General features: G+C 53.3%; 19 protein-coding genes. 8 read left to right on the top strand and 11 right to left on the bottom strand.

What is annotated here, in order from left to right:
* Positions 1–15 precede the first annotated feature (15 nt).
* From zapE to CJO09_RS08980, 4 genes are all read right to left on the bottom strand, one after another.
* Positions 16–1107, bottom strand: coding sequence for a cell division protein ZapE (zapE, locus tag CJO09_RS08965; RefSeq protein ID WP_119442064.1), 1092 nt, complete (start codon positions 1105–1107; stop codon positions 16–18).
* Positions 1108–1178: 71 nt separating this feature from the next.
* Positions 1179–2606, bottom strand: a complete 1428-nt coding sequence (gene lpdA / locus CJO09_RS08970; protein ID WP_119442065.1) for a dihydrolipoyl dehydrogenase — start codon at positions 2604–2606, stop codon at positions 1179–1181.
* 31 nt (positions 2607–2637) lie between these two features.
* Positions 2638–3873 (bottom strand): 2-oxoglutarate dehydrogenase complex dihydrolipoyllysine-residue succinyltransferase, encoded by a 1236-nt coding sequence (odhB, locus tag CJO09_RS08975; RefSeq protein ID WP_119442066.1) that lies wholly within the window; start codon positions 3871–3873, stop codon positions 2638–2640.
* 32 nt (positions 3874–3905) lie between these two features.
* Positions 3906–6776, bottom strand: a complete 2871-nt coding sequence (locus tag CJO09_RS08980) for a 2-oxoglutarate dehydrogenase E1 component (protein ID WP_119442067.1) — start codon at positions 6774–6776, stop codon at positions 3906–3908.
* 316 nt (positions 6777–7092) lie between these two features.
* Between CJO09_RS08980 and CJO09_RS08985 the strand changes: the two genes are divergently transcribed.
* Positions 7093–9399 (top strand): NADP-dependent malic enzyme, encoded by a 2307-nt coding sequence (locus CJO09_RS08985; protein WP_119442068.1) that lies wholly within the window; start codon positions 7093–7095, stop codon positions 9397–9399.
* A 119-nt stretch (positions 9400–9518) separates the two neighbouring features.
* Here the strand turns inward: CJO09_RS08985 and gltA are convergent, their stop codons facing one another.
* From gltA to CJO09_RS09020, 7 genes are all read right to left on the bottom strand, one after another.
* Positions 9519–10817, bottom strand: a complete 1299-nt coding sequence (gene gltA, locus CJO09_RS08990) for a citrate synthase (protein WP_119442069.1) — start codon at positions 10815–10817, stop codon at positions 9519–9521.
* A gap of 17 nt (positions 10818–10834) precedes the next feature.
* Entirely contained in the window at positions 10835–11098 is a 264-nt protein-coding gene (locus tag CJO09_RS08995; RefSeq protein WP_114421810.1) for an FAD assembly factor SdhE, read from the bottom strand.
* Positions 11099–11112: 14 nt separating this feature from the next.
* Positions 11113–11829 (bottom strand): succinate dehydrogenase iron-sulfur subunit, encoded by a 717-nt coding sequence (locus CJO09_RS09000; protein ID WP_114421809.1) that lies wholly within the window; start codon positions 11827–11829, stop codon positions 11113–11115.
* A 12-nt stretch (positions 11830–11841) separates the two neighbouring features.
* Entirely contained in the window at positions 11842–13620 is a 1779-nt protein-coding gene (gene sdhA / locus CJO09_RS09005) for a succinate dehydrogenase flavoprotein subunit (protein WP_119442070.1), read from the bottom strand.
* 3 nt (positions 13621–13623) lie between these two features.
* Positions 13624–14007: a succinate dehydrogenase, hydrophobic membrane anchor protein gene (gene sdhD / locus CJO09_RS09010; RefSeq protein ID WP_114421807.1), complete on the bottom strand. Its 384-nt coding sequence runs from the start codon at positions 14005–14007 to the stop codon at positions 13624–13626.
* Positions 14007–14420, bottom strand: a complete 414-nt coding sequence (gene sdhC, locus CJO09_RS09015) for a succinate dehydrogenase, cytochrome b556 subunit (RefSeq protein WP_114421806.1) — start codon at positions 14418–14420, stop codon at positions 14007–14009. Before sdhC ends, sdhD begins: the two co-directional genes overlap by 1 nt.
* Positions 14421–14510: 90 nt before the next feature.
* Positions 14511–15281, bottom strand: coding sequence for a GntR family transcriptional regulator (locus CJO09_RS09020; protein ID WP_119442071.1), 771 nt, complete (start codon positions 15279–15281; stop codon positions 14511–14513).
* 210 nt (positions 15282–15491) lie between these two features.
* Between CJO09_RS09020 and CJO09_RS09025 the strand changes: the two genes are divergently transcribed.
* The 7 genes from CJO09_RS09025 (at position 15492) to earP (ending at position 25400) form a co-directional block, all read left to right on the top strand.
* Positions 15492–16481, top strand: a complete 990-nt coding sequence (locus tag CJO09_RS09025; protein ID WP_119442072.1) for a malate dehydrogenase — start codon at positions 15492–15494, stop codon at positions 16479–16481.
* Between the two features lie 81 nt (positions 16482–16562).
* Positions 16563–17459: a methylisocitrate lyase gene (gene prpB, locus CJO09_RS09030; RefSeq protein ID WP_119442261.1), complete on the top strand. Its 897-nt coding sequence runs from the start codon at positions 16563–16565 to the stop codon at positions 17457–17459.
* A gap of 72 nt (positions 17460–17531) precedes the next feature.
* Positions 17532–18764: a bifunctional 2-methylcitrate synthase/citrate synthase gene (gene prpC, locus CJO09_RS09035; protein WP_119442073.1), complete on the top strand. Its 1233-nt coding sequence runs from the start codon at positions 17532–17534 to the stop codon at positions 18762–18764.
* A 21-nt stretch (positions 18765–18785) separates the two neighbouring features.
* Positions 18786–20246 carry a bifunctional 2-methylcitrate dehydratase/aconitate hydratase gene (locus CJO09_RS09040; RefSeq protein WP_119442074.1) on the top strand — a complete coding sequence of 487 codons (1461 nt, stop codon included), beginning with the start codon at positions 18786–18788 and terminating at the stop codon, positions 20244–20246.
* Between the two features lie 106 nt (positions 20247–20352).
* A complete protein-coding gene (gene acnB, locus CJO09_RS09045) occupies positions 20353–22938 on the top strand; it encodes a bifunctional aconitate hydratase 2/2-methylisocitrate dehydratase (RefSeq protein ID WP_119442075.1) in 2586 nt (861 codons plus the stop codon).
* Between the two features lie 107 nt (positions 22939–23045).
* On the top strand, positions 23046–24248 hold the full coding sequence (locus tag CJO09_RS09050) for a DUF2863 family protein (protein WP_245961275.1): 1203 nt from the start codon (positions 23046–23048) through the stop codon (positions 24246–24248).
* Positions 24249–24254: 6 nt separating this feature from the next.
* Positions 24255–25400, top strand: a complete 1146-nt coding sequence (gene earP, locus CJO09_RS09055; protein ID WP_119442076.1) for an elongation factor P maturation arginine rhamnosyltransferase EarP — start codon at positions 24255–24257, stop codon at positions 25398–25400.
* Positions 25401–25498: the final 98 nt, after the last annotated feature.

Raw genomic sequence — 25498 nt, forward strand, 5'->3', positions numbered from 1 at the left:
GTGCACAACCGCACGCTAAAGCGTTACCGCTGCGCGTCGTTCGGCATCAAGATACTCACGCGACTGCATCTCAAGCAAGCGCGATACCGTACGATGAAACTCATTGGACATCGGCCCTTCAGTGTAAAGCGCTTCCGGCTCACACTCTGCGGAAATCAGTAACTTGACTTTATGATCATAAAAAACGTCGACCAACCATGTGAAGCGCCGGGCCTCCGAAGCCTGCCGTGCATCCATACGCGGCACATCAGACAAAATAACGGTTTGAAAACGGCTGGCTAATTCCAGATAATCGTTTTGCGAACGGGGCCCACCGCACATCGTGTCGAAATCGAACCACACAACGCTCCCCGCAAGTGCAACGGCCTTAAGCTGTCGATGCTCAACCGTGAGTACAGGTTTCTGAGGAGCGGTATCGGCCAAGCGGTCGAACGCCTCCTGCAGCGCCTCGCGTGTTTTGGTATTCAATGGAGTGAGATACATTTTGACCTGCTCTAATGCGCGGCGCCTGTAATCAACTCCCGTGTCCACGTTCACAACATCCAACCGTTCCTGAATCAATTTAATAGCAGGAAGAATACGATCGCGATGCAAACCATCCGGATACAAGGTGGACGGCTCGTAGTTGGACGTCATGACAAACGATGTTCCATTTTCGAACAGCTTAAGCAACAAACGATACAGAATCATGGCATCGGCCACATCCGACACATGGAACTCATCGAAGCAAATGAGGCGGTAGCGCTTGGAAATACGACGTGCAACCTCGTCTAAAGGATCTTGTCGGCCCTTGACTTCATCAAGCTGCCGATGAACACCTCGCATGAACTCATGAAAATGCAGTCGCCCCTTGCGTTTAAGCGGCACGGTGGCGTAAAAAGCGTCCATAAGAAAGCTTTTCCCCCGACCCACGCCCCCCCACATGTATACACCACGCGGGATGTCAGGACGACGGAACAGCTTGCGCAATGGAGACGAACGTGCCTGCTTATATATGACCCAGTCGTCATAAAACTGTTGCAGGCGATCAATTGCCGCTTCCTGTGCCTGATCGGCGCTAAACCCTCGTTCGCCTAACGCCTGCTGATAATATTCACGTACATTCATAAGAAAAGTTTTAACGCAAAAAGGGGCGAACCCGCCCCTTTTTGCAGCACATTACGACAACGTCGATAACATTAGAAATTAAGCGCGCGCTTATCAACCGCCAACGCGGCTTCCTTCATCGACTCAGATAAAGTTGGATGAGCGTGACAAATACGCGCAATGTCCTCAGCCGCGCCACGGAACTCCATGATGGTAACGGCCTCGGAAATCAGTTCGGATGCCGACGGCCCGATAATATGGACACCCAACACTTCGTCGGATTTGGCATCGGCCAGAATTTTCACAAAACCAGTGGTGTCACCCAGTGCGCGCGCGCGCCCATTGGCCATGAACGGGAAGGAGCCGGTATTGTACTGAACACCCTCTTTCTTCAATTGCTGCTCGGTTTTACCGACCCACGCAATTTCCGGTGAGGTGTAAATAACATTGGGAATCGTATCGAAATTCACATGACCATGCTGACCCGCCATGCGTTCAGCCACCGCCACGCCTTCTTCTTCGGCTTTATGCGCCAGCATGGGGCCGCGAACAACGTCACCCACCGCCCATACATTGGGCAAATTGGTGCGACAATCTTCGTCGACCACCACAAAGCCGCGCTCATCGAGCTTCAAACCGACGGTATCAACACCCAGGCCTTCAGTATGCGGGACACGGCCAATTGACACAACAAGACGATCAACCGAAATGGACTGCTCTTGACCTTTGGCATCGGTATAGGGAATGGTAATAGACTTGGCTGTCGTTTTAACTTCGCCGATTTTCACGCCGGTTTGAATGTTCAGACCTTGCTTGGTAAACACCTTAAGCGCTTCTTTTGCAACCGCCTGATCAGTGACTGGCAGAAAATCAGGCATGGCTTCCAGAACAGTCACTTCGGCCCCCAAACGGCGCCAAACGCTGCCCAGCTCAAGACCGATGACACCGGCACCGATCACACCCAGTTTCTTGGGTACCCCATCGATACGCAACGCGCCGTCGTTCGAAAGCACTTTCTTTTCATCAAACGGCAGGCCGGGCAATTCACGCGGAGCCGAACCCGTTGCGACCACCACATTTTTTGCGACGAGATCCTCTTCCTTGTCACCCGATACCTTGATAGACCAGCCACCATCGACCTTGGCAACGAAAGAGCCTGTACCATTGAAGTAGGTCACTTTATTCTTTTTGAACAAGTACAGAATCCCTTCGTTATTCTGCTTGACTACCGTTTCCTTGCGCCCCAGCATCGTATCCAGTTTCAAGCTTACGCCCTTCACGTCGATACCGTGTTCCGAGAAATGATGATTGGCTTGCTCAAAATGCTCTGACGATTGCAGCAAGGCCTTTGAAGGAATACAACCTACGTTAGTGCATGTGCCACCCGGTGCGGGCTTGCCGTCGGACGTTTTCCAGTCATCGATACATGCAACCGACATACCAAGTTGTGCCGCACGAATTGCCGCAATATAACCGCCGGGGCCGGCCCCAATAACTACTACATCAAAATTTTTAGCCATTGTTTATCCAATAAGTTTGGTAAGCCACAAATTAAACGTCGAGCAACAAACGCTGCGGATCTTCCAACGCTTCTTTCATTGCTACCAACGCCAGCACAGCTTCGCGCCCGTCGATAATACGGTGATCGTATGACAGTGCGAGGTAATTCATGGGGCGAATAACAATTTGGCCGTTTTCAACAACCGGGCGATCTTTTGTGGCATGGATACCCAAAATAGCCGATTGTGGCGGGTTAATAATAGGCGTAGACAGCATTGAACCAAACACACCGCCATTGGAAATTGAGAATGTTCCACCAGTAAGCTCTTCAAGCCCCAGCTTGCCATCGCGAGCACGTGCGCCGAAATCGGCAATTTGCTTCTCTATTTCAGCAATAGTTAATTGGTCGGCATTACGCAAAATTGGCACCACCAGGCCACGTGGGCTACCAACCGCAATACCAATGTCGAAATACCCATGATAGATGATGTCTTTGCCATCTACCGATGCATTAACAATAGGGTACTTCTTCAAAGCGGCAACCGCAGCCTTAACGAAGAAAGACGTAAAGCCCAGTTTTACACCATGCTCTTTTTCGAACTTGTCTTTGTAGCGCGCGCGGATATCCAGCACACCCTGCATGTTGACTTCGTTAAAAGTAGTCAGAATGGCGTTTTCTGACTGCGACTGAAGCAGGCGCTCGGCCACGCGAGCCCGCAGGCGGCTCATCGGTACGCGCTGCTCAGGACGACCGTCAAGCGACAGGCTGGTCGGTGCAGGCGCGGCCGCCTGTTGTTTCTTGGCACCGGCTTCAGCACTCATGGCATCGGCTTTGGTAACACGGCCACCACGACCTGAACCATCGACATCGGAAGGGTCAATGCCTTTTTCAGCCAAAATTTTACCGGCAGCCGGAGACGCCGCGGATGCAGCGGAGGACTTCGAGCCGGCAGCGGCCGGAGCACTTTCCTCTTTAGCAGGCGCCGCCTCTTGCTTGGCAGATTCCGCCTCTTTTGCCGGCGCTTCCTTGGGTGCAGTGGCCTTGCCTTCACTGTCGATACGCGCGAGCACCTCGCCGGAACCGACGGTGCTGCCGTCGCCTTTAACAATTTCGGACAAGACACCGGAGGCGGGCGCCGGCACTTCCAGCACAACCTTGTCGGTTTCTACTTCGATCAGGATTTCGTCGGCTTCCACAGCCTCGCCGGGTTTTTTCTTCCACTCGAGCAACGTTGCCTCTGAAACAGATTCCGACAATTGGGGAACGAGAACTTCTGTAATAGCCATAATATTTTGATTCCGTAATGTTAGATATGCGTTTATCGGGACTGGGCAACGCCCTTGAACTTATCGGCGAACGCCTGCTCAATAAGCGCCTTCTGTTGCTCAACGTGTTTAGCCAGATAGCCCACTGCCGGAGAGGCCGAAGCAGAGCGCCCTGCATAACCCAGGCGCTGACCGTCGGTCATGTTCTCGTACAGGTGATGCTGAATGTAGAACCACGGCCCTTGATTTTGCGGTTCGTCCTGCACCCAAATGATTTCTTTGGCGTTGGGATATTTCTGCAATTCGGCCTGGAATGCCTTGTGGGCAAAAGGATATAGCTGCTCAATACGCAAAATGACGACGTCATTACGTTCGCGCTCTTTGCGGGCATTCATTAAATCGTAGTACACCTTGCCCGAACAAATCAGCACACGTTTAACCTGCTCTGGATTGATGTCATCATGCGTCTCGCCAATAACCGGCATGAAATGCTTTTCAGCCAAATCAGTTAGAGGTGAAGTGGCGTCTTTGTTGCGCAGCAAAGATTTGGGCGTGAACAAAATGAGCGGTTTGCGGAACGGCCGGATCATCTGACGACGCAACACATGGAAAATTTGTGCCGCATTGGTGGGCTGAATGACCTGCATATTGTTGTCTGCACACAATTGCAGGAAACGCTCGATACGCGCCGAAGAGTGTTCGGGCCCTTGACCTTCATAGCCATGCGGCAACATGAGTGTCAGGCCGCATTGACGACCCCACTTGGCTTCACCCGAAGAAATGAATTGATCAATCACCACCTGGGCGCCGTTCACGAAATCGCCAAACTGGGCTTCCCAAATAGTTAGCGTATTGGGCTCAGCCGATGCATAACCATATTCGAACGCCAGAACAGCTTCTTCCGACAAGACCGAATCGATGACTGAAAATAGCGCCTGGTTTTCAGATACATTTTGCAGCGGGATATAAGCACCGTCATTCCAGCGCTCACGTTTCTGGTCGTGCAACACAGCATGACGATGGGTAAACGTGCCGCGACCTGAGTCTTGACCTGTGATTCGAATGGGATAACCCGACGCAACCAGTGTGGCAAACGCCAGATGCTCGCCCATGCCCCAATCCAGGGGCTGCTCACCCCGGGCCATTTTCTGGCGCTCACCCAACAAGCGCTTGACCAGCGGGTGTACAGTGAAATTATCAGGCACTGTGGTTATGCGCTCACCAATACGGGTAAGCTCGGCCAGAGGAATTGCCGTATCGGCTTGATCAGTCCATTTAGCATTCAGGAATGGAGACCAATCGGTTGCATATTTGTTCTTGTAATCGGTTAAAACAGGCTCAACTGTTTTTTGCCCGTCTTCCATGAGCTGACGATAGTCTTTGACCATATCATCGGGCTCATTGTCGGATAACACACCTTGCGCAATCAGTTTGTCGGCGTAAAACTTGCGCGTGCCGGGGTGCTGACCAATGCTTTTATACATCAGCGGTTGCGTAAGCGACGGCGTGTCTTGTTCGTTGTGACCCAGTTTGCGGAAACACACAATATCCACAACGACGTCGTGCTTGAACTGCCGGCGGTAATCGAGCGCCAACTCGGTGACGTAAACGACTGCCTCGGGGTCATCGCCGTTCACATGGAACACCGGGGCCTCAATCATTTTCACAACGTCGGTACAGTAAAGCGTGGAACGAGAGTCGCGCGGGTCGGACGTGGTGAAACCAATTTGGTTGTTAATCACGATATGGAATGTACCGCCCGTACCATAACCGCGCGTTTGCGCCAGGTTCAGCGTTTCCATTACAACGCCCTGGCCGGCAAAGGCGGCGTCACCATGCACCAGTACCGGCATGACCTGATCGCCTTCTTCATCATTGCGACGGTCTTGACGGGCGCGCACGCTGCCCTCGACAACAGGGTTAACAATTTCCAAATGAGAAGGATTAAACGCCAGCGACAAGTGAACAGGGCCACCACGAGTCGACAAGTCGCTTGAAAAACCGTTGTGATATTTGACGTCGCCATCGATAAGCACCTGGCTGTATTTGCCTTCAAATTCGGCAAATAGGTCGCCGGGCATTTTGCCCATGATGTTCACCAACAGGTTCAAACGCCCACGGTGCGCCATGCCCACGACAATTTCCTGCACGCCATTTTCACCGGCATGGTTCACAACTTCATCCATCGCGGCAATAAAGCTTTCCCCCCCTTCAAGAGAGAAACGCTTCTGGCCGACATACTTGGTATGTAAATACCGCTCCAGGCCTTCCGCTTCAGTAAGTTGCTTAAGAATATGACGCTTGCGCTCGGGCGCGTACGCCGGCACACCCAGGGTTGACTCAAGGCGTTCCTGAATCCAGCGCTTGGCTGCCGGATCGGAGATATGCATGAATTCGACACCAATTGAGCGACAGTAGGTGTCGCGCAATGCCTTGAGCATATCGCGCAAGGTCATGGTTTCGGATTTAGTAAAATACGTGTTCGTGGCCGAATAAACCTGGTCAAGGTCTGACTCGGTTAAACCGTAGAATGCCGGATCAAGCTCGGGTATATTCGGGCGATCCTGGCGCTTCAGTGGGTCGAGATCGGCAATACGTGCGCCCAGTGAGCGATACGCCGCGATAAGCGACTGAACGTAAACCTGCTTGCCGGCAAAGGCCAGGTCGGACTGCGCCGAGTGACGCACAAAGGCATTGTTTTTGGCTCGTTCGGCAAACGACTGCTGAATAGGTGCATGCGCTTGATCGCGGACACCTTCCTTGCCGTCAGGCGCAGGAAGATGCTGAAGCTGGTCGAAATAATTTCGCCACTCTTCTGCTACCGAACCGGGATTGTCGAGATAAGCTTCGTAGAGTTCCTCTACATAAGGGGCATTACTGCCGAACAGGTAAGAATTACTTAATGATTCAAGTTGTGATGACATATATTCGCTTCACCGATCGAGTGCTTCACTCGTTATGATGCAGGACAACCTTCCGCGACACGGCCAGACCGAATAGCGGATAGCGGGGGGCAGAAGGCAACGTACGACGCCTCAAGTGCCGTATTGCAAGTAAGTATAACCACAAACAAAATGGAATGTAACAGCCTGCCCCGAAAGACCGCGAATTTACAGGCGCAACGTTGAAATTAACTGACACCTGCGCCAAATTGGGGCATTTCGAGATGCATGCATTTTATATATGGTGTATTTTTTACGTTTCTTTTAATTTTTAAGATTGTTTCAGGAGCATCATTTTATGGACGCCAAGGCGGACCTTTCTAAACTGGCACTCGACTACCACGCCAACCCCCAGCCCGGAAAAATTTCCGTTACACCCACCAAAACATTGGCCAATCAAGACGACTTGTCTTTGGCATACTCGCCCGGGGTTGCGGTGGCCAGCATGGCCATTTACGAGGGCGGAGAAGAAGCGGCGGCCAAGTACACATCACGCTCCAATCTGGTCGGTGTAGTGACCAACGGGACGGCTGTTCTGGGCTTGGGTAATATTGGCCCGCTGGCGGCAAAACCCGTCATGGAAGGCAAAGGTTGTTTGTTCAAAAAATTCGCCGGTATCGACGTTTTCGATATCGAATTAGCTGAAAACGATCCTGATAAGCTGGTTGATATCATCGCTGCAATGGAGCCCACACTGGGTGGTGTCAACCTTGAAGACATCAAAGCGCCGGAATGCTTCTATATTGAAAAGAAGTTGCGCGAACGCATGAAAATCCCCGTCTTCCACGACGACCAACATGGTACCGCCATTATTTCAGCCGCCGCCATTCTGAATGGGCTGAAAGTGGTGAACAAAAAAATGGACGAGGTGAAACTGGTGTGTTCGGGGGCCGGTGCTGCAGCCATCGCCTGCTTGAACCTGCTGGTACATTTGGGCCTAAAGAAAGAAAACACCTACGTGGTTGATTCGCGCGGCGTAATTTGGGAGGGCCGTGACGAAAACATGGAACCCACCAAAGCCGCTTACGCCCAAAAAACCGATGCCCGCACACTGGCTGATGTCTGCGCAGACGCGGACGTGTTTCTAGGTTGCTCGGCACCCGGTGTACTGAAAGCGGAAATGGTCAAAAGCATGGCGGAACGTCCGCTCATTCTGGCACTGGCCAACCCCGAACCGGAAATACGACCTGAACTTGCGAAAGAAGTTCGTCCGGATTGCGTCATTGCAACTGGTCGTTCCGACTACCCGAATCAAGTGAACAACGTGTTGTGCTTCCCCTTCATTTTCCGCGGCGCCATGGATGTCGGTGCGACGGTCATTAACGAGGAGATGAAGCTGGCGTGTGTTAAAGCCATCGCCGAACTGGCGGAAGCAGAACAAAACGACGAAGTTGCAATGGCGTATGCGGGGCAGGAACTGAGCTTCGGGCCTGACTACATTATCCCGAAACCATTCGACCCGCGCCTTATTATCAAAATTGCGCCCGCAGTAGCCGAAGCCGCGACCGTTTCGGGCGTAGCCCGGCGCCCCATTGAAGACATGGAGGCATATCGGCAAAAGCTTATGAGCCTGGTGTACCACACCGGCCAGCTAATGCGACCTTTGTTCATGCAAGCCAAAAATGCGCCCAAGCGCGTTATCTACGCCGACGGTGAAGACGAACGCGTATTGCGCGCAATACAAACTGTGCTTGACGAAAACATTGCCAAACCGATTCTAATCGGTCGCCCGGCCGTCATTGACATGCGCGTGCGCAAATTTGGTCTGCGATTGATTCCGGGCGAGAACATCGAAATTGTGAATCCCGAAGACGATGAGCGCTTCCACGAAACCTGGACAGGCTACTACAAGCTTCAAGGGCGCAATGGCGTGACGCCTGAAATTGCCAAGGCAATGGTACGCAAGCACAACTCCCTCATCGGCGCCATGCTGCTCCAGCGCGGCGACGCCGATGCCCTGATTTGCGGTGTATCCAGCCGTTTTGACAACCAACTACGTTACATCGACGAGGTTATCGGCCTGAAGCCCGGCGTACAAACTTATGGGGCCATGAACGTTCTCATGCTGCCCGATCAAACGCTATTCATATGCGACACACACGTAAACGAAAATCCTTCAGCCGAAGAGATTGCCGAAATGACAATTCAGGCGGCTGCGGAAATTCTGCGTTTTGGTGTTGTACCGAAAATCGCCCTGCTCTCACATTCCAACTTCGGCAGTCGTCCAACGGAGTCTTCGCGCAAAATGTCCAAAGCACGGCAACTCATTAATGAACGTGCACCGTATTTGGAAATAGACGGTGAAATGCATGCCGATGCCGCCCTTTCAGAAAAAATTCGCAATAAAGCCTACCCCGACTCAACACTGAAAGGCCCGGCAAACCTATTGATCACACCGAACCTGGATGCCGGCAACATTACCTACAACATGTTGAAAATGACCGGAAGTAATGGCGTCTCCATGGGGCCCGTCTTACTTGGGGCGGCACGTCCGGTCCATATCCTGACCACAAGCGCCACGGTTCGACGTATTGTGAACATGACCGCACTGGCGGTTGTGGATGCCCAACAAGAGTCTCAAGCCAAACACGCTTCGAACACGTGATTGTCAGAGCGCAATAAAAGAGGCTGCCGGAATCATCTCGGCAGCCTCTTTTTTTTTAACATTTAGCTCCCGCCGGCTGCCTTAAAAGACACCTGGCGGGAGCAACCAATGTATAAAAATTAACGCTTAATGTCGCGAACCGCGGAACCCGTGTACAACTGACGCGGACGGCCAATTTTGTACTCAGGGTCGGACAACATTTCATCCCACTGAGCGATCCAGCCCACGGTACGAGCCAAAGCGAAAATAGCCGTAAACAATGGGGTGGGAATACCAATGGCACGCTGAACAATGCCCGAATAGAAGTCAACGTTCGGATAGAGTTTGCGGTCAACGAAGTATGGATCTTCCAGCGCAATACGCTCAAGCTCCATCGCCAGTTTGAACAAGGGGTCGTTTTCCAGGCCCAATGCTGTCAAAACTTCCTTGCATGTTGCCTGCATTAACTTGGCGCGTGGGTCGTAATTCTTGTATACGCGATGACCAAAGCCCATAAGACGAACGCCTGAAGACTTGTCTTTGACTTTCTCCATAAACTCGCCCACTTTAGCCACACCACCTTCAGCTTGAAGCTGCTCCAGCATTTGCAGGCAAGCTTCATTGGCTCCACCGTGAGCAGGGCCCCACAAGCAGGCTACGCCGGCAGCAATGGCCGCGAACGGGTTAGTTCCGGACGACCCGCACAAACGCACTGTTGAGGTGGACGCGTTTTGCTCATGATCGGCATGCAAAATGAAGATGCGGTCAAGCGCACGTTCAACCACTTCATTTACTTGATAGTCTTCGCAAGGCGTGGCAAACATCATGCGCAGGAAATTTCCGGTGTAGGAAAGATCATTACGCGGGTAGATGTAAGGTTGGCCTTGATTGTATTTGTATGCCATGGCCACCAGCGTAGGCATTTTGGCAATAAGACGAATTGCCGAAATTTCGCGATGACGTGGATTGGTGATGTCGGTTGAGTCGTGATAGAACGCCGACAATGCACCCACCAAACCTGTAAGCACTGCCATCGGGTGAGCGTCGCGACGGAACCCGCGCATGAACAACTGCAATTGCTCGTGCACCATGGTGTGGTGCGTTACCAGGCTATCAAAATCTTGCTTCTGCTTGTCATCAGGCAGTTCGCCGTTCAGGATCAGGTAGCTGACATCCATAAAGTCGCAGTTCTCAGCCAACTGCTCAATAGGATAGCCACGATACAACAACTGGCCTTTGTCGCCGTCGATGTAAGTAATGGCCGATTCGCACGAAGCCGTTGCCAGGAAGCCCGGATCGTAGGTAAACATTCCGGTTTGGCCGTACAGCTTGCGAATGTCAATAACGTCGGGCCCAATCGTGCCCTGGTACACCGGAAACTCAACCGATGCGCTATCGTCTGAGAACGATAGGGTGGCTTTTTTATCTGACAGTTGCATTACTTTTCCTCAAAAATTTACAGCTCCCGCATTTGCTTTACCAGACGCTGGATATCAGGCGTGTTGTACACCCCTTCCAGCTCCTTGCGGCCCAGCAATACGTCAAGCAAATCGTTATCGCCCATATCGAACAAACAGGTCAACGCGGCGACATCGGCAGTGGTTAGTTGAGTTTCGTACTGATCGAGAAACTTCGTGATGATCAGGTCGTTCTCCAACAAACCGCGTCGTGCCCGCCAACGCAGGCGGGCACGCTCAAGTTCAGTCAATTCTTTGCTCATACACTCACAGCACGTTAAATGCTGCGACGAACCAGCAATTCTTTGATTTTTCCGATTGCCTTGGACGGATTCAACCCTTTCGGACAGACTTCCGTACAGTTCATGATGGTATGGCAACGGAACAAACGATAAGGATCCTCAAGATTATCCAAACGTTCGGCCGTTGCTTCATCACGTGAATCGGCAATAAACCGGTAGGCCTGCAACAAACCTGCCGGGCCAACGAACTTGTCGGGGTTCCACCAGAACGACGGGCAAGACGTTGAACAACAGGCACAAAGAATGCACTCATATAAGCCATCGATCTCTTCACGGGCCGCCGGCGTTTGCAGGCGTTCGCGCTCTGGAGGAGGCTGATCGTTGATCAGGAACGGCTTAACCGAATGGTACTGATTGAAGAAATGTGTCATGTCGACGATCAGATCCCGCACCACCGGCAACCCGGGCAGTGGTCGCAGCACAATGGGCTGCTTCAACTCGCGCAGGTTAGTGGTACAAGCCAAACCATTACGGCCATTGATGTTCATTGCGTCGGAACCACATACCCCTTCACGACATGAACGACGAATAGCCAGACTGTCGTCGACATCATTCTTGATCCGCACCAAGGCATCGAGCAGCATTTTGTCGGTTGGCTGCAGCTCAACCTCGAGTTTCTGCATGTACGGACGCTCGTCCTTGTCGGGATCGTAGCGATAAATTTCAAACTTGACGATACGTTTTTCGCTCATTTCAATTCCTGCTTAGAAGGTCCGTGCCTTGGGTGGGACGCTTTCAACCGTTAACGGCTGCATTTGAACCGGCTTGTAATCGAGCTTGCCGCCGTTGGAATACCACATGGTGTGACGCAACCAGTTTTCATCATCACGATCGGGGTGATCGCTCAAGGCGTGGGCACCGCGGCTTTCCGTACGGTTTGCCGCCGACTTGATCGTGGCCCTGGCCACTTCAATCATGTTGGTAACTTCCAATGCTTCGATACGCGCTGTATTGAACACTTTGGACTTGTCTGAAAAATACAGGTTGTCAACGCGTGGCACCAGCGCCTCAATGGCATCAACACCCTTGTTCAGCAATTCAAGCGTGCGGAATACACCGCAATGGAACTGCATCGCATTGCGCATATCGTTGCCGACGTCCTGCGATTTCTCTCCGGAGGTGCGGCGTTCCAGCTTATTCACGCGGTCAAGGGAGTAATCGATACTGGACTCGGGAATGGTCTCGTGTGCATGTTGGCGTTCAGGGTGAGCATCCACAATATGATTGCCCGCTGCACGGCCAAAGACAATAAGATCCAGCAAGGAGTTCGTACCCAGACGATTGGCGCCGTGAACCGAAACGGCGGCGCACTCACCAATGGCATACAAGCCGTTAACCACCTTCGACTCGCCATTGTGCGTTTCGAGCACCTGGCCATGGTAGTTCGCAGGAATGCCGCCCATTTGGTAGTGAATGGTCGGCACGACGGGGATCGGCTCTTTGATGGGGTCGACGTTGCCAAACTTGATGGCAATTTCACGAATGGAAGGCAAACGCTTGTTGATAACATCGGCCCCCAGGTGATCGAGCTTCAGTAATACGTGATCGCCATTGGGGCCACAACCACGACCTTCCTTGATTTCCTGGTCCATGGAGCGGGAGACAAAATCGCGTGGCGCCAAATCTTTCAGTGTGGGCGCGTAACGTTCCATGAAACGCTCGCCGTCTTTGTTCAGCAGAATACCGCCCTCACCGCGCACCCCTTCTGTAATGAGCACGCCGGCACCGGCCACACCCGTTGGGTGGAACTGCCAAAACTCCATGTCTTGCAACGGAATACCCGCACGCGCGGCCATACCCAGGCCGTCACCCGTGTTGATGAACGCATTGGTGGAAGCCGCCCAAATGCGACCTGCTCCGCCTGTGGCCAGCACTGTTGTTTTGGCTTCCAGAACGTAGATATCACCGGTTTCCATCTCCAGCGCGGTAACGCCCAGCACGTCGCCGGCATCGTTACGCAACAAATCGAGGGCCATCCACTCTACAAAAAACTGAGTACGTGCAGCCACGTTGCGCTGATAAAGCGTGTGCAACATGGCATGACCGGTACGGTCGGCCGCCGCACAGGCACGCTGCACAGGCTTTTCACCGAAATTAGCCGTGTGGCCACCGAACGGACGCTGGTAAATAGTGCCATCGGCGTTACGGTCGAACGGCATACCAAAGTGCTCAAGCTCGTAAACCGCATTAGGCGCCTCACGGCACATAAACTCGATTGCGTCTTGATCGCCCAGCCAGTCGGACCCTTTCACGGTATCGTACATGTGCCAATACCAGTGGTCTTCGCTCATGTTGCCCAACGAAGCGCTAACGCCGCCCTGAGCTGCGACCGTATGAGAGCGAGTAGGAAATACCTTGGACAACACCGCAACCGATAAACCCGCTTGCGCCAGTTGCAAGGAGCAACGCATGCCGGACCCGCCGGCGCCTACAACCACCACATCGAACTGGCGGCGAGGTAAGGATTTTTTGACAGCAGTCACGGTTTATAGACTCCAAAGAACTTTAGCGAAATAAACAACAGAACCAATCAGCCACAAAACAGTCAGCACCTGAAGGAAAAGGCGCAGGCCTGCGGAAGTGACGTAGTCCATCCAGATATCGCGAACACCAATCCAAGCGTGCCAGGCCAGTGACAAAAACGCCAACGTTGCCAGCAACTGCCCTGCAGGTATTGCACCCAATTGGAAAGTGAACAAATTCTGCCAGCTTTCGAAGCTCATGCCCGACGTGAACAGAACCCCGAAAAACAGAACCAGCGTGTAAACGGCCATGATGATGGCGGTACAACGCTGTACGATGAAATCAAATGTGCCGTAATGGGCACCCACAACCAAACGTTTAGTACCAATACGTTCCTGAGTAGCCATTACCAGACTCCAAACAATTTAAGACCGAAGATCAATGTAAGTGCCAAACTGACACCAAACACCACGCCGGCGCTCTTCTGAGCGGAAACCTTGTCCATGCCAATATGCAGGTCAAGAATCAAGTAGCGAATGCCGGCACAGAAATGGTGTAAATAACCCCAAATAAGAACCAGCAACACCAACTTGAACAACGGGTTGGAAACCCAGCCTTGGATGGACGCGAATGATTCGGGCGACGTCACGCTAAGGGCGAACAACGGCACAATAACCAGCGGCAAACAGAGAAAAAGCAATGCGCCGCTGACGCGGTGCAAAATAGAAGACTTGCCTGCCAAAGGCAGATGGTAGCTGAGAATCTGCGGCACGCTTAGATTGCGGTACTGCGGACGCGGCTTGGAAGCTGAATCGGACATGATGGCCTCGAGGTTAAACAAACAATTTATTGCAAAATGCTATTAGTATTTTCGCTTATTTCCGGGAACGGGATCAAATACAGTAACAAATCAACTTAACGTATTACGGTAATGAAACCGGTCGGTAAGGTATAAGCCCCTTCTTAATTCCATAGGACGATCGCCGTAAGTGAACGACACACGCTCAACCTGGAGCACCGGACTTCCTGAAACAATATTCAAAAGCCCGGCCTGATCGTCGGAGGCGGCAACCGCCTTGATTTTCTCTTCGGCCCGCACCATGCTCACCCCATACTCTGACTCAAAAAGGGCGTACAAAGGGCCACGATAACGGGTCAACGATTCGGCCGTTAGCCCTTTGAATACAACGGCAGGCAACCAGATATCGTCCAGAATAGTGGGTGTTTGCTCAAAAGACAGCACACGACGCACGTTCACCACAGTATCAGATGGACGCAAATCCAATAATCGCGCAATATCAACCGGCGCCTTGATGCGCCTGCAGTCGATGATACGACTGCTTGAGGGCTTGACTTTACCGTCGTCGGGGGTAAGCCGCAAAAAACGAAACCGCACTTTTGCCTCGTTGTGCGTCGCCACAAAAGTGCCTTTACCCTGCCGGCGAATCAGTAAATGATCGGCGGCCAGCTCATCAATAGCCTTACGCACGGTTCCCTGGCTGACATTAAACCGCGCGGCCAGCTCGAACTCGCTGGGAATCGCCTCACCCGGCTTCCATTCACCCTGATCAAGGCTCTGCAATAGCAGTGCCTTGATTTGCTGATACAACGGGCTATACGCCGCGCTACTTGCCGCGCGACCCGCCATAACCGCATCGTCGATGGAAGAATGATCAGCCATACTTGTAACAGGATTCTGTGCCTAGCACCGGATTCGAAAACGCCCGCCATTCTCGCACGCTTCGCGTTTTCTGTCTAATACTCTTTTGTCTTATATAAGATATAAGATAGTTGACGGCAGGGGTAATTTCCACTAATCTTCAAACGATTTAAACTGCAGGGTTGAGTTACCACATTTAATTCTGTTCTCACCTTTTTCGGAGATTTGCTCATGTCAAAACCCGCCATGCGCGTTGCCGTAACCGGCGCTGCCGGCCAAATTGGTTACGCTCTTTTGTTCCGCATCGCTTCCGGCGAAATGCTGGGTAAAGACCAACCGGTTATTTTGCAACTGCTGGAAATTCCAGATGAAAAAGCCCAAAAAGCGCTGAAAGGCGTCATGATGGAACTGGACGACTGCGCATTTCCGTTGCTTGAAAGCATGACAGCTCACAGCGACCCACGTGAAGCGTTCAAAGACGCCGACGTTGCTTTGCTGGTTGGCTCACGCCCTCGCGGCCCCGGCATGGAACGCAAAGACCTGCTGCAAATGAACGCCAAAATTTTCACCGAGCAAGGCAAAGCATTGAATGACGTTGCTTCGCGCAATGTGAAGGTTCTGGTTGTGGGTAACCCCGCCAACACCAATGCTTACATTGCCATGAAGTCGGCCCCCGACCTGCCCGCTGAAAATTTCACCGCCATGCTGCGCCTGGACCACAACCGCGCCTTATCGCAGCTGGCCGAGAAGTCCGGCAAGAAAGTAGCCGACATCGAAAAACTGATCGTGTGGGGCAATCACTCGCCCACCATGTACCCCGACATCCGTTTTGCCACAGCGAACGGCGACAAGCTTGCCGAAGTCATCAATGACGACGCCTGGAACCGCGACACCTTTATTCCTACCGTCGGTAAGCGCGGCGCCGCCATCATCGAGGCACGTGGCCTGTCTTCAGCCGCATCCGCCGCCAATGCCGCCATTGATCACGTGCGCGACTGGGTGTTGGGCTCAAACGGCAAGTGGGTCACCATGGGCATCCCCTCAGATGGCTCCTACGGTATTCCCGAAGGCATCATGTACGGCTTCCCGGTTACCACGGAAAACGGTAAGTACAAAATTGTTGAAGGGCTGGACATCGATTCGTTCTCACGCGAGCGCATGGACAAAACCTTGAACGAACTGCTTGAAGAGCGCGACGGCGTTAAAGACCTGTTGAACTAATCGCAGGCCTTTTGCGCCAGGTAGCAATACCTTCACACTAAAGGCCTCGTCATGAGGCCTTTTTTTCAGGTGATTAAATTTATGCGTACCCCCCCTTCCGCCGGCACCCGATTTCGTACCGCCCTTTCTCAAGAAACACCGCTTCAGGTGATTGGCGCGATCAACGCCAACCATGCCCTGCTTGCTCAACAAGCGGGGTTTCGCGCCATTTATTTATCGGGCGGTGGCGTAGCGGCCGGCTCGCTGGGCATGCCCGATCTGGGCATTAATACGCTAGACGACGTATTAACCGACGTGCGCCGCATTACCGATGTGTGCGAAGTGCCGCTCATGGTCGACATCGATACCGGCTTCGGCCCTTCGGCGTTTAATATCGCCCGCACCATTAAAAGCCTGATCAAGTTCGGCGCGGCGGCCTGCCACCTTGAAGACCAGGTGGGCGCCAAGCGCTGCGGCCACCGGCCCGGCAAAGAGATTGTGAGTACACAAGAAATGGTTGACCGGGTAAAGGCGGCGGTTGATGCACGCACCGACCCTGAGTTTTTTATTATCGCGCGCACCGATGCCATTGCAGTTCATGGCGTCGAAGCAGCGCTTGAACGCGCCCAGGCGTGCGCCCAGGCCGGCGCCGATGCAGTATTTGTGGAAGCCGCCTACGATCTTGACACCTACCGCCGATTCACCCAGGCTTTGTCTGTGCCGGTGTTGGCCAACATTACCGAATTTGGCCAAACCCCGTTGTTTTCCTCCGAAGAACTAGGGCAAGCGGGTGTTGGCATTGTGCTGTATCCGCTGTCGGCATTTCGCGCCATGAATAAAGCGGCACAAACCGTCTACTCCGCTATCCGCCGCGACGGCCACCAACGCAGTGTGGTCGACATGATGCAAACCCGTGAAGAGCTTTACCAGTCTATTGGCTACCACGAATACGAGTCCCGACTTGATCAACTTTTTCAACGGCAAAACGAACCAAAATAACAACCCGCCACACAACACGTTATCACCACGCCATTTCAACCATCGCGCCTTAGAACGCTCAGGAGACACACCATGGCTACATCACGCATACGCAAAAACAAGTCTGCCACAACTCAACAAACAGCCCACGCCGCGGCAGCGCCTGATCAAAACACCCCTGCGTCCGCCGGGCCCAAGCCCAAGAAATCCGTTGCACTATCGGGCGTCGTGGCCGGCAACACCGCGCTATGCACCGTGGGTCGCAGCGGCAACGACTTGCACTACCGCGGCTACGACATTCTGGATATCGCGGAAACCTGCGAATTCGAGGAAGTCGCCTATTTGCTGATTCACGGCAGCCTGCCCACCAAAGTCGAGTTGCAAGCCTACAAAGCCAAGCTGCAACGTTTGCGCGGGCTACCCTTACATGTACAACAGGTTCTGGAAGCCTTGCCGGCAGCCAGCCACCCCATGGATGTCATGCGAACCGCCGTCTCAGCCCTGGGCTGTGTCTTGCCCGAGAAAGACGACCACAATCTGGCTGACGCGCGCGATATCGCCGACCGTTTGCTGGCCTGCCTGAGCTCGGCCTTACTTTACTGGTATCACTATAGCCACCGCGGTGAAATGATCGATGTCGTGACCGACGACGACAGCATTGGCGGTCATTTTCTGCACCTGCTGCATGGTGAAAAACCCAGCAAGGAATGGGTGCGCGCCATGCACACCTCGCTTATTTTGTATGCCGAGCACGAATTCAACGCTTCCACCTTCACGTGCCGCGTGATTGCCGGAACGGGATCCGACATGTATTCCGCCATTGCCGGTGGCATTGGTGCCTTGCGCGGCCCCAAACACGGCGGCGCCAACGAGGTGGCCTTCGATATACAAAAGCGCTACGACACCCCTGAACAAGCCGAAGCCGATATTCGTGAACGGGTTGCCAACAAAGAAGTCATCATTGGGTTCGGACACCCGGTGTATACCGTCTCCGACCCACGTAACGAAGTCATCAAAAAGGTCGCGAAAAAACTGTCCCAAAGCACCGGTGACACCAAAATGTTCGAGATTGCCGAGCGGCTCGAGTCGGTGATGTGGGATGCCAAGAAAATGTTCCCCAACCTGGACTGGTTCTCGGCCGTGTCGTACCACACCCTGGGGGTGCCCACCGCCATGTTTACACCGTTATTCGTACTAGCGCGCACAGCCGGCTGGGCCGCGCACATTATCGAGCAACGCATCGACAACAAGATCATTCGCCCCACAGCCAATTATGTAGGCCCGGAAAATCGCAAGTTCGTGCCCATTTCGCGCCGCAAGCGTTAATACTTATCAGGATTACTTTATATGTCTGCCGACACGACTCATATCTCCAATGTGCGCCCCCAACCCGACCAGGTTTTAAGCGACATTGCCGATTATGTTCTGAACTACACCATTCAAAGTGAGCTGGCCTACGAAACGGCCCGCAACTGCCTAATTGATACGCTAGGTTGTGGCCTTGAAGCGTTGGAATACCCTGCATGCACCAAACTGCTGGGGCCCATTGTGCCCGGCACCACAGTCCCTCACGGTGCCAAAGTGCCCGGTACGCAGTTTCAGCTTGACCCGGTTCAGGCGGCCTTTAACATCGGCACAATGATTCGCTGGCTCGATTTCAATGACACGTGGCTGGCCGCCGAATGGGGCCATCCCTCGGACAACCTGGGCGGTATCCTGGCCACCGCCGACTGGCTCTCGCGTACCGCCGTTGCCGCAGGCAAGGCACCGCTGACCATGCACGATGTTCTTACCGCCATGATCAAGGCGCATGAAATTCAGGGTTGTATTGCGCTGGAAAACTCATTCAACAAGGTCGGACTCGATCACGTAGTATTGGTCAAGGTGGCCTCTACGGCCGTTGTAGCCCACATGTTGGGATTGAACCGCGACGAGATCATTAATGCGCTGTCGCTGGCCTGGGTCGATGGGCAGAGCCTGCGCACTTATCGTCATGCACCCAATACCGGCAGCCGCAAAAGCTGGGCCGCCGGCGACGCCACCAGCCGCGCGGTTCGCCTGGCGCTTATCGCTCAAACCGGCGAAATGGGTTACCCCTCGGTGTTGTCGGCCAAAACCTGGGGGTTTTATGACGTCCTCTTCAAAGGGCAACCCTTCAAGTTCCAGCGCCCCTACGGCAGCTATGTCATGGAGAACGTGCTGTTCAAAATCTCGTTCCCGGCCGAATTCCACTCGCAGACAGCGGTGGAATGCGCCATGCAGATTCATGAAACGCTTAAGCAGAACGGCAAGTCGGTTGATGACATCAAGCGCATTACCATCCGCACACACGAAGCCTGCATTCGCATCATCGACAAAAAAGGGCCTCTGAACAACCCGGCCGACCGCGATCACTGCATTCAGTACATGGTTGCCGTGCCGCTTCTATACGGACGCCTGACCGCAGCCGACTACGAAGACAGTGTTGCCCACGACCCACGCATTGACGAACTGCGCGACAAGATCGTATGCGTGGAGGACACCACATTCACAACCGACTATCACAACCCGGAAAAACGGGCGATTGCCAACGCCTTGAAGGTCGAGTTCAATGACGGCACCGCCCTTGACGAAGTGGTGTGCGAATATCCCATTGGCCACAAGCGTCGTCGTGAAGACGGCATTCCGTTACTGGAGGCCAAATTCCGTACCAACCTGGCACGCCGCTTCCCCGAGAAGCAACAACAACGCATTCTGGACGTGTCGTTGAATCAGACACAACTGGAACACATGCCGGTTCACGAATACGTTGATCTGTACGTAATTTAGAATGAATAGAACTTATGTCTTATATAAGATATAAGACATTTGCCTGAATACAGGCGAAAGCTTACAATTATGTTTTTCCCTCATCTTCGATCAAAGGGCAAGTCACATGCTGGATAACTACCGCCAACACATTGCTGAACGCGCTGCGCTTGGCATCCCCCCTCTTCCTTTGTCTGCTCAACAAACGGCAGACCTCATCGAATTGCTGAAGAATCCGCCTGCCGGTGAAGAACAAAACCTGGTCGAGCTGATTACCTATCGTGTACCAGCAGGCGTTGACGACGCCGCCAAGGTTAAAGCATCTTACTTGGCCGCCGTTGCTTTCGGCACCGAAAAATGCCCTTTGATTACGCCTGAAAAGGCAACTGAACTGCTGGGCACGATGTTGGGCGGCTATAACATTCAGCCACTGATCGACCTGCTCGACAACGAAGCGCTGGCCGCCATTGCCGCGAAAGGCCTTAAGAGCACGCTCCTGATGTTCGACGCTTTCCACGATGTGCAAGAGAAAGCAGCAAAAGGTAATGCCTACGCGAAAGAAATTTTGCAAAGCTGGGCCGACGGTGAATGGTTCACACAGCGCCCGGAAGTGCCTGAGAGCCTCACACTAACTGTGTTCAAAGTAAGCGGCGAAACGAACACCGACGATCTCTCGCCTGCGCCCGACGCCTGGAGCCGCCCCGACATTCCCCTGCACGCACTTGCGATGCTGAAGAACCCGCGCGATGGCATTGAACCGGACGAGCCCGGCAAAATCGGCCCGATCAAGCTCATTCAGGAACTGAAAGAGAAAGGTAATCTGATTGCCTACGTGGGCGACGTGGTGGGGACCGGTTCTTCGCGCAAATCAGCCACCAACTCGGTATTGTGGTACACCGGCCAAGACATACCGTTCGTGCCCAACAAACGTTTTGGCGGCGTCTGCCTGGGCAGCAAAATTGCCCCTATTTTCTACAACACCATGGAAGATGCCGGCGCCCTGCCTATCGAGCTTGACGTTTCCGAAATGGAAATGGGCGATGTCATTGAGCTGCGTCCCTATGAAGGCAAGGCCCTGAAAGACGGTAAAGTTATTGCCGAATTCCAGGTTAAGTCTGAAGTCTTGTTCGACGAGGCGCGCGCCGGCGGCCGCATCCCCTTAATCATTGGTCGCGGTCTCACGGCCAAAGCGCGTGAAACGTTAGGCCTGCCCCCTTCCACCTTATTCCGCTTGCCCAGCAACCCTGAAGACAGCGGCAAAGGCTTCAGTCTGGCGCAGAAAATGGTGGGGCGCGCCTGTGGCTTACCTGAAGGCCAGGGTATTCGCCCCGGCACTTACTGCGAACCCAAGATGACCTCGGTCGGTAGCCAGGACACCACCGGTCCCATGACGCGCGATGAGCTAAAGGATCTGGCCTGCCTGGGCTTCTCGGCCGACTTGGTCATGCAATCGTTCTGCCACACAGCCGCTTACCCCAAACCGGTTGATATCAAAACCCACCACGAGCTGCCTGACTTCATCAGCACTCGCGGCGGTATTTCCCTGCGTCCGGGCGACGGCATTATCCACTCGTGGCTGAATCGCATGCTACTGCCCGACACGGTAGGCACCGGCGGCGACTCACATACCCGTTTCCCGATCGGTATCAGTTTCCCTGCCGGCTCCGGCCTTGTGGCTTTTGCGGCTGCAACCGGCGTCATGCCGCTGGACATGCCCGAATCGGTGCTGGTTCGTTTCAAAGGCGAAATGCAGCCCGGCGTAACGTTGCGCGATCTGGTTAACGCCATTCCCTACTATGCCATTCAGGAAGGATTGCTTACGGTTGAAAAGAAAGGCAAGAAAAACATTTTCTCGGGCCGCATCCTGGAAATTGAAGGCTTGCCGAAACTGAAAGTGGAACAAGCCTTCGAACTATCCGACGCCTCAGCTGAGCGCTCCGCTGCCGGTTGTACCGTTCGCCTCGATAAAGAACCCATTATCGAGTACATCAACAGCAACATCACCATGTTGAAGTGGATGATTGCCAACGGTTATGAAGACAAACGCACCATTGGCCGACGCATTAAGGCCATGGAAGCCTGGCTTGAGAACCCTGAGCTGCTGCAACCCGACGCCGACGCAGAGTACGCCGCCGTTATTGAAATCGATCTGGCCGACATTCACGAACCCATCGTGGCCTGCCCGAACGACCCAGACGACGTTAAAACCATGTCCGATGTAGCCGGCACACCGATTGACGAAGTGTTTATTGGTAGCTGCATGACCAACATCGGCCATTTCCGTGCTGCGTCCAAATTGCTTGAAAACAAGCGCGACATTCCCGTTAAGTTGTGGGTTGCGCCGCCCACCAAAATGGACCAAAAGCAACTAACCGAAGAAGGACACTATGGTGTTCTGGGCACCGCCGGTGCCCGCATGGAAATGCCGGGCTGCTCGCTATGCATGGGTAATCAGGCACAGGTACGTGAAGGCGCAACGGTGATGTCAACCAGTACCCGAAACTTCCCCAACCGCTTGGGCAAAAATGCCAACGTGTTCCTGGGGTCGGCCGAGCTGGCTGCGATTTGTTCACGTCTGGGCCGCATCCCTACCAAGGAAGAGTATTTGGCCGACATGGGCATTCTCACGCAACATAGCGGCGAGATCTATCGCTACATGAACTTCGATCAAATCGAGGACTTCACCGAAACAGCCAAAACCGTCAATATCTAATCCTTTTATCCAGGGTTAAATACAGACTCCCCCGCCCGTATACCGGGTGGGGGATTTTTACTTTCGGCACGCGTTACACTATTACTGTTATTTACCCCGAAACACTCATGGCCTTGACCAATAAAATGCCCCAATCCCGCCTTTCCGTCGATGTTCGCCGCCTGCTCGAACTCACAGAAGCCCTGACATTGTCGGGAAGCCGGCTGGAAGACCTTTACTGGGAAGAGCAGCTTAAGCAGCTGATAGGCAAGCTTTACAAAAGCCGCAAAAACCGGCATGTGGAAACGGCGCTCGATCAGCTTATTCCAAATAAAATGCAGGCCTACGAGATTTTGGTAGAGCTGGCCGAAACATTCTCTGAATCAACTGAAATTCACGAGAAAGCCGATTACGACGTTCTTCTGGTCAGCGCACCCATCCTTATCTGGACCCGCTATCAATTGCCGTTGCCGACCCCTTTGCAACGCAAAGATTTTGACCTGATCGAAGCCGCATTCCGCGAGCATATTGCTGCGCCACAGGCTTGTGTCGCGTTGCTGCCGCAAGTCATTAGTTTCGAGCAAATGCCGCAATCGTTCCAGGATACGGCACGCCTAACCCAGCAATTGGGCAAGCAAGCGGTCACCGGCGAGGTTAAGCCTATTGAAATCACGCCGCTGGCGCATACAGAAGGCATGCTGGCCGACGCCCGATTTATCATTGCGGCCATTGCAGTCCCCAAAGGGCAGCCCGTATTTCATTGGCAAACACCATCAGCACCTGCGGTGCAATCGCGCGCGCAAAGCCTTCAAAACTGGCAGCAGTCGATTGAGCCTTGCTTTAATCGGCTTTTCGCCGGCTGCACAATCGACTACCAGCAACCGGAAGCGTTTTTTGTCAGCAGCCGTGAAGCAGACCGGCGCATTCGCCCATTGGCACTCAAGGCAGCTGCCATCTGGCTGCAAAACGCAGCTAATCTGAATGGGTCGGATATTCGTGCAACCATTGTCGGATGCGGTGAAAGCATCATTGAAGAATATCGGGTCGGCTTCACCACGCGCCAATCGAATCAGGTTATTTACGGTTGTGTCTGGCCCATTCTCAGCAAAGAAGAAGCCAACCTCAATAATGAAGGCTTGCCGGATATCCCGGACCATATTGCCGAACAGCTTGCTGAGGTCGGAATTAAGGAAGTCAAGCGTCTGAATGGGCTTGCCCAGGGCGAAATATGCGATGATTGCGGTGCGCCTTTCTTCCCCAATACGCTGGGCGAAATGATGCATCCCGAACTGCCCGAGGAAATTGATCTCGAGCCGCGCCACTTTCATTAATTTGCCATGCCCGGTGTACCGGCGCATGTCGCCGTAACAACCCCCTCTTTGTTAATCGATTTGTTTTGCCAGGTTGTCGACAATTACGGCGATATCGGAGTGTGCTGGCGCCTGGCTCGAAGCCTCACAGAAAAAACACCCCATCGCGTCAGGTTATGGGTCGACAATCTGACCGCATTTCAGCGTCTGGAGCCTCGAATTGATCATTCAGGATACCAGGCACTCTCCAACCAAATTACCCTATGGCATTGGGAGCGCATTCACCAGGTGGAACAAGCCGGTGATGTTGTCATTGAGGCCTTTGGCTGCGATTTACCCGCCCCCTTTTTGCCCAAAATGCTGGAGCAAAACAGCTTATGGATCAATCTGGAGTACCTGAGCGCTGAAGATTGGGTAAATGACTGTCACGGTATGCCGTCTTTGCAGCCCAACGGCTTGCGCAAATATTTCTTTTTCCCTGGCTTTGCGCCTGCAACAGGGGGATTATTGCGCGAACCGGACCTCCTTGAGCGTCGCGACAACTGGCGGGCAACGCCCAATCTGCGATGGTCTCAACTGAAAGAGCTGGGCGTTCCCGCTGAACTATGCGACATGCTTCTGCACGGCGGGCGCCAGGTGTTTTTATTCAATTACCCAAACGCACCAACCACCGCATTGGTGCGCGCGCTAAACACCGACTCGAAACCAGCGGTTATTCTGCAGCCACACGAAAACGGCACGCATGCGTCGCAGCTTGCATCCTATGTCCATCTGGTCAAGATCCCCTTTGTGCCTCAAGTGCACTTTGATACCTTGCTTTGGGGCAGTGACCTGAACTTCGTACGGGGGGAAGACTCTCTCGTGCGTGCGATATGGGCAGGTACTCCGTTTATCTGGCATATTTATCCACAGGAAAGTAACGCACACCTGCTTAAATTATCCGCCTGGTTGAACAAGAGTCCTTTTGATGAACACGTTAAACAATTGCAAATGGCTTGGAACCATGCAGACGCCGCCGGTTGCGAGGATATCATCAGCGCCTTGGTCAGCCGCCCTGAGCACTGGCAAGCCTGGTGCCATTCCTGTCAGCAATGGGCTTCAGATTTGGCGCGACAAGCCGATTTAGCCACGAACTTACTCCAGTTTTTTACGCTTCATGCAGGAACGCGTTAAAATAATTGGCTTTGGGTTGTGCCGGCGAAAACTGTACGATGTTTTCTTTTGGCAAGCGAACAAAACACGACCCCATTTTCTATCCCCGGAGTTTTAAT

The organism is Neopusillimonas maritima, assembly GCF_003576595.1.
Lineage (GTDB): Bacteria > Pseudomonadota > Gammaproteobacteria > Burkholderiales > Burkholderiaceae_B > Neopusillimonas > Neopusillimonas maritima.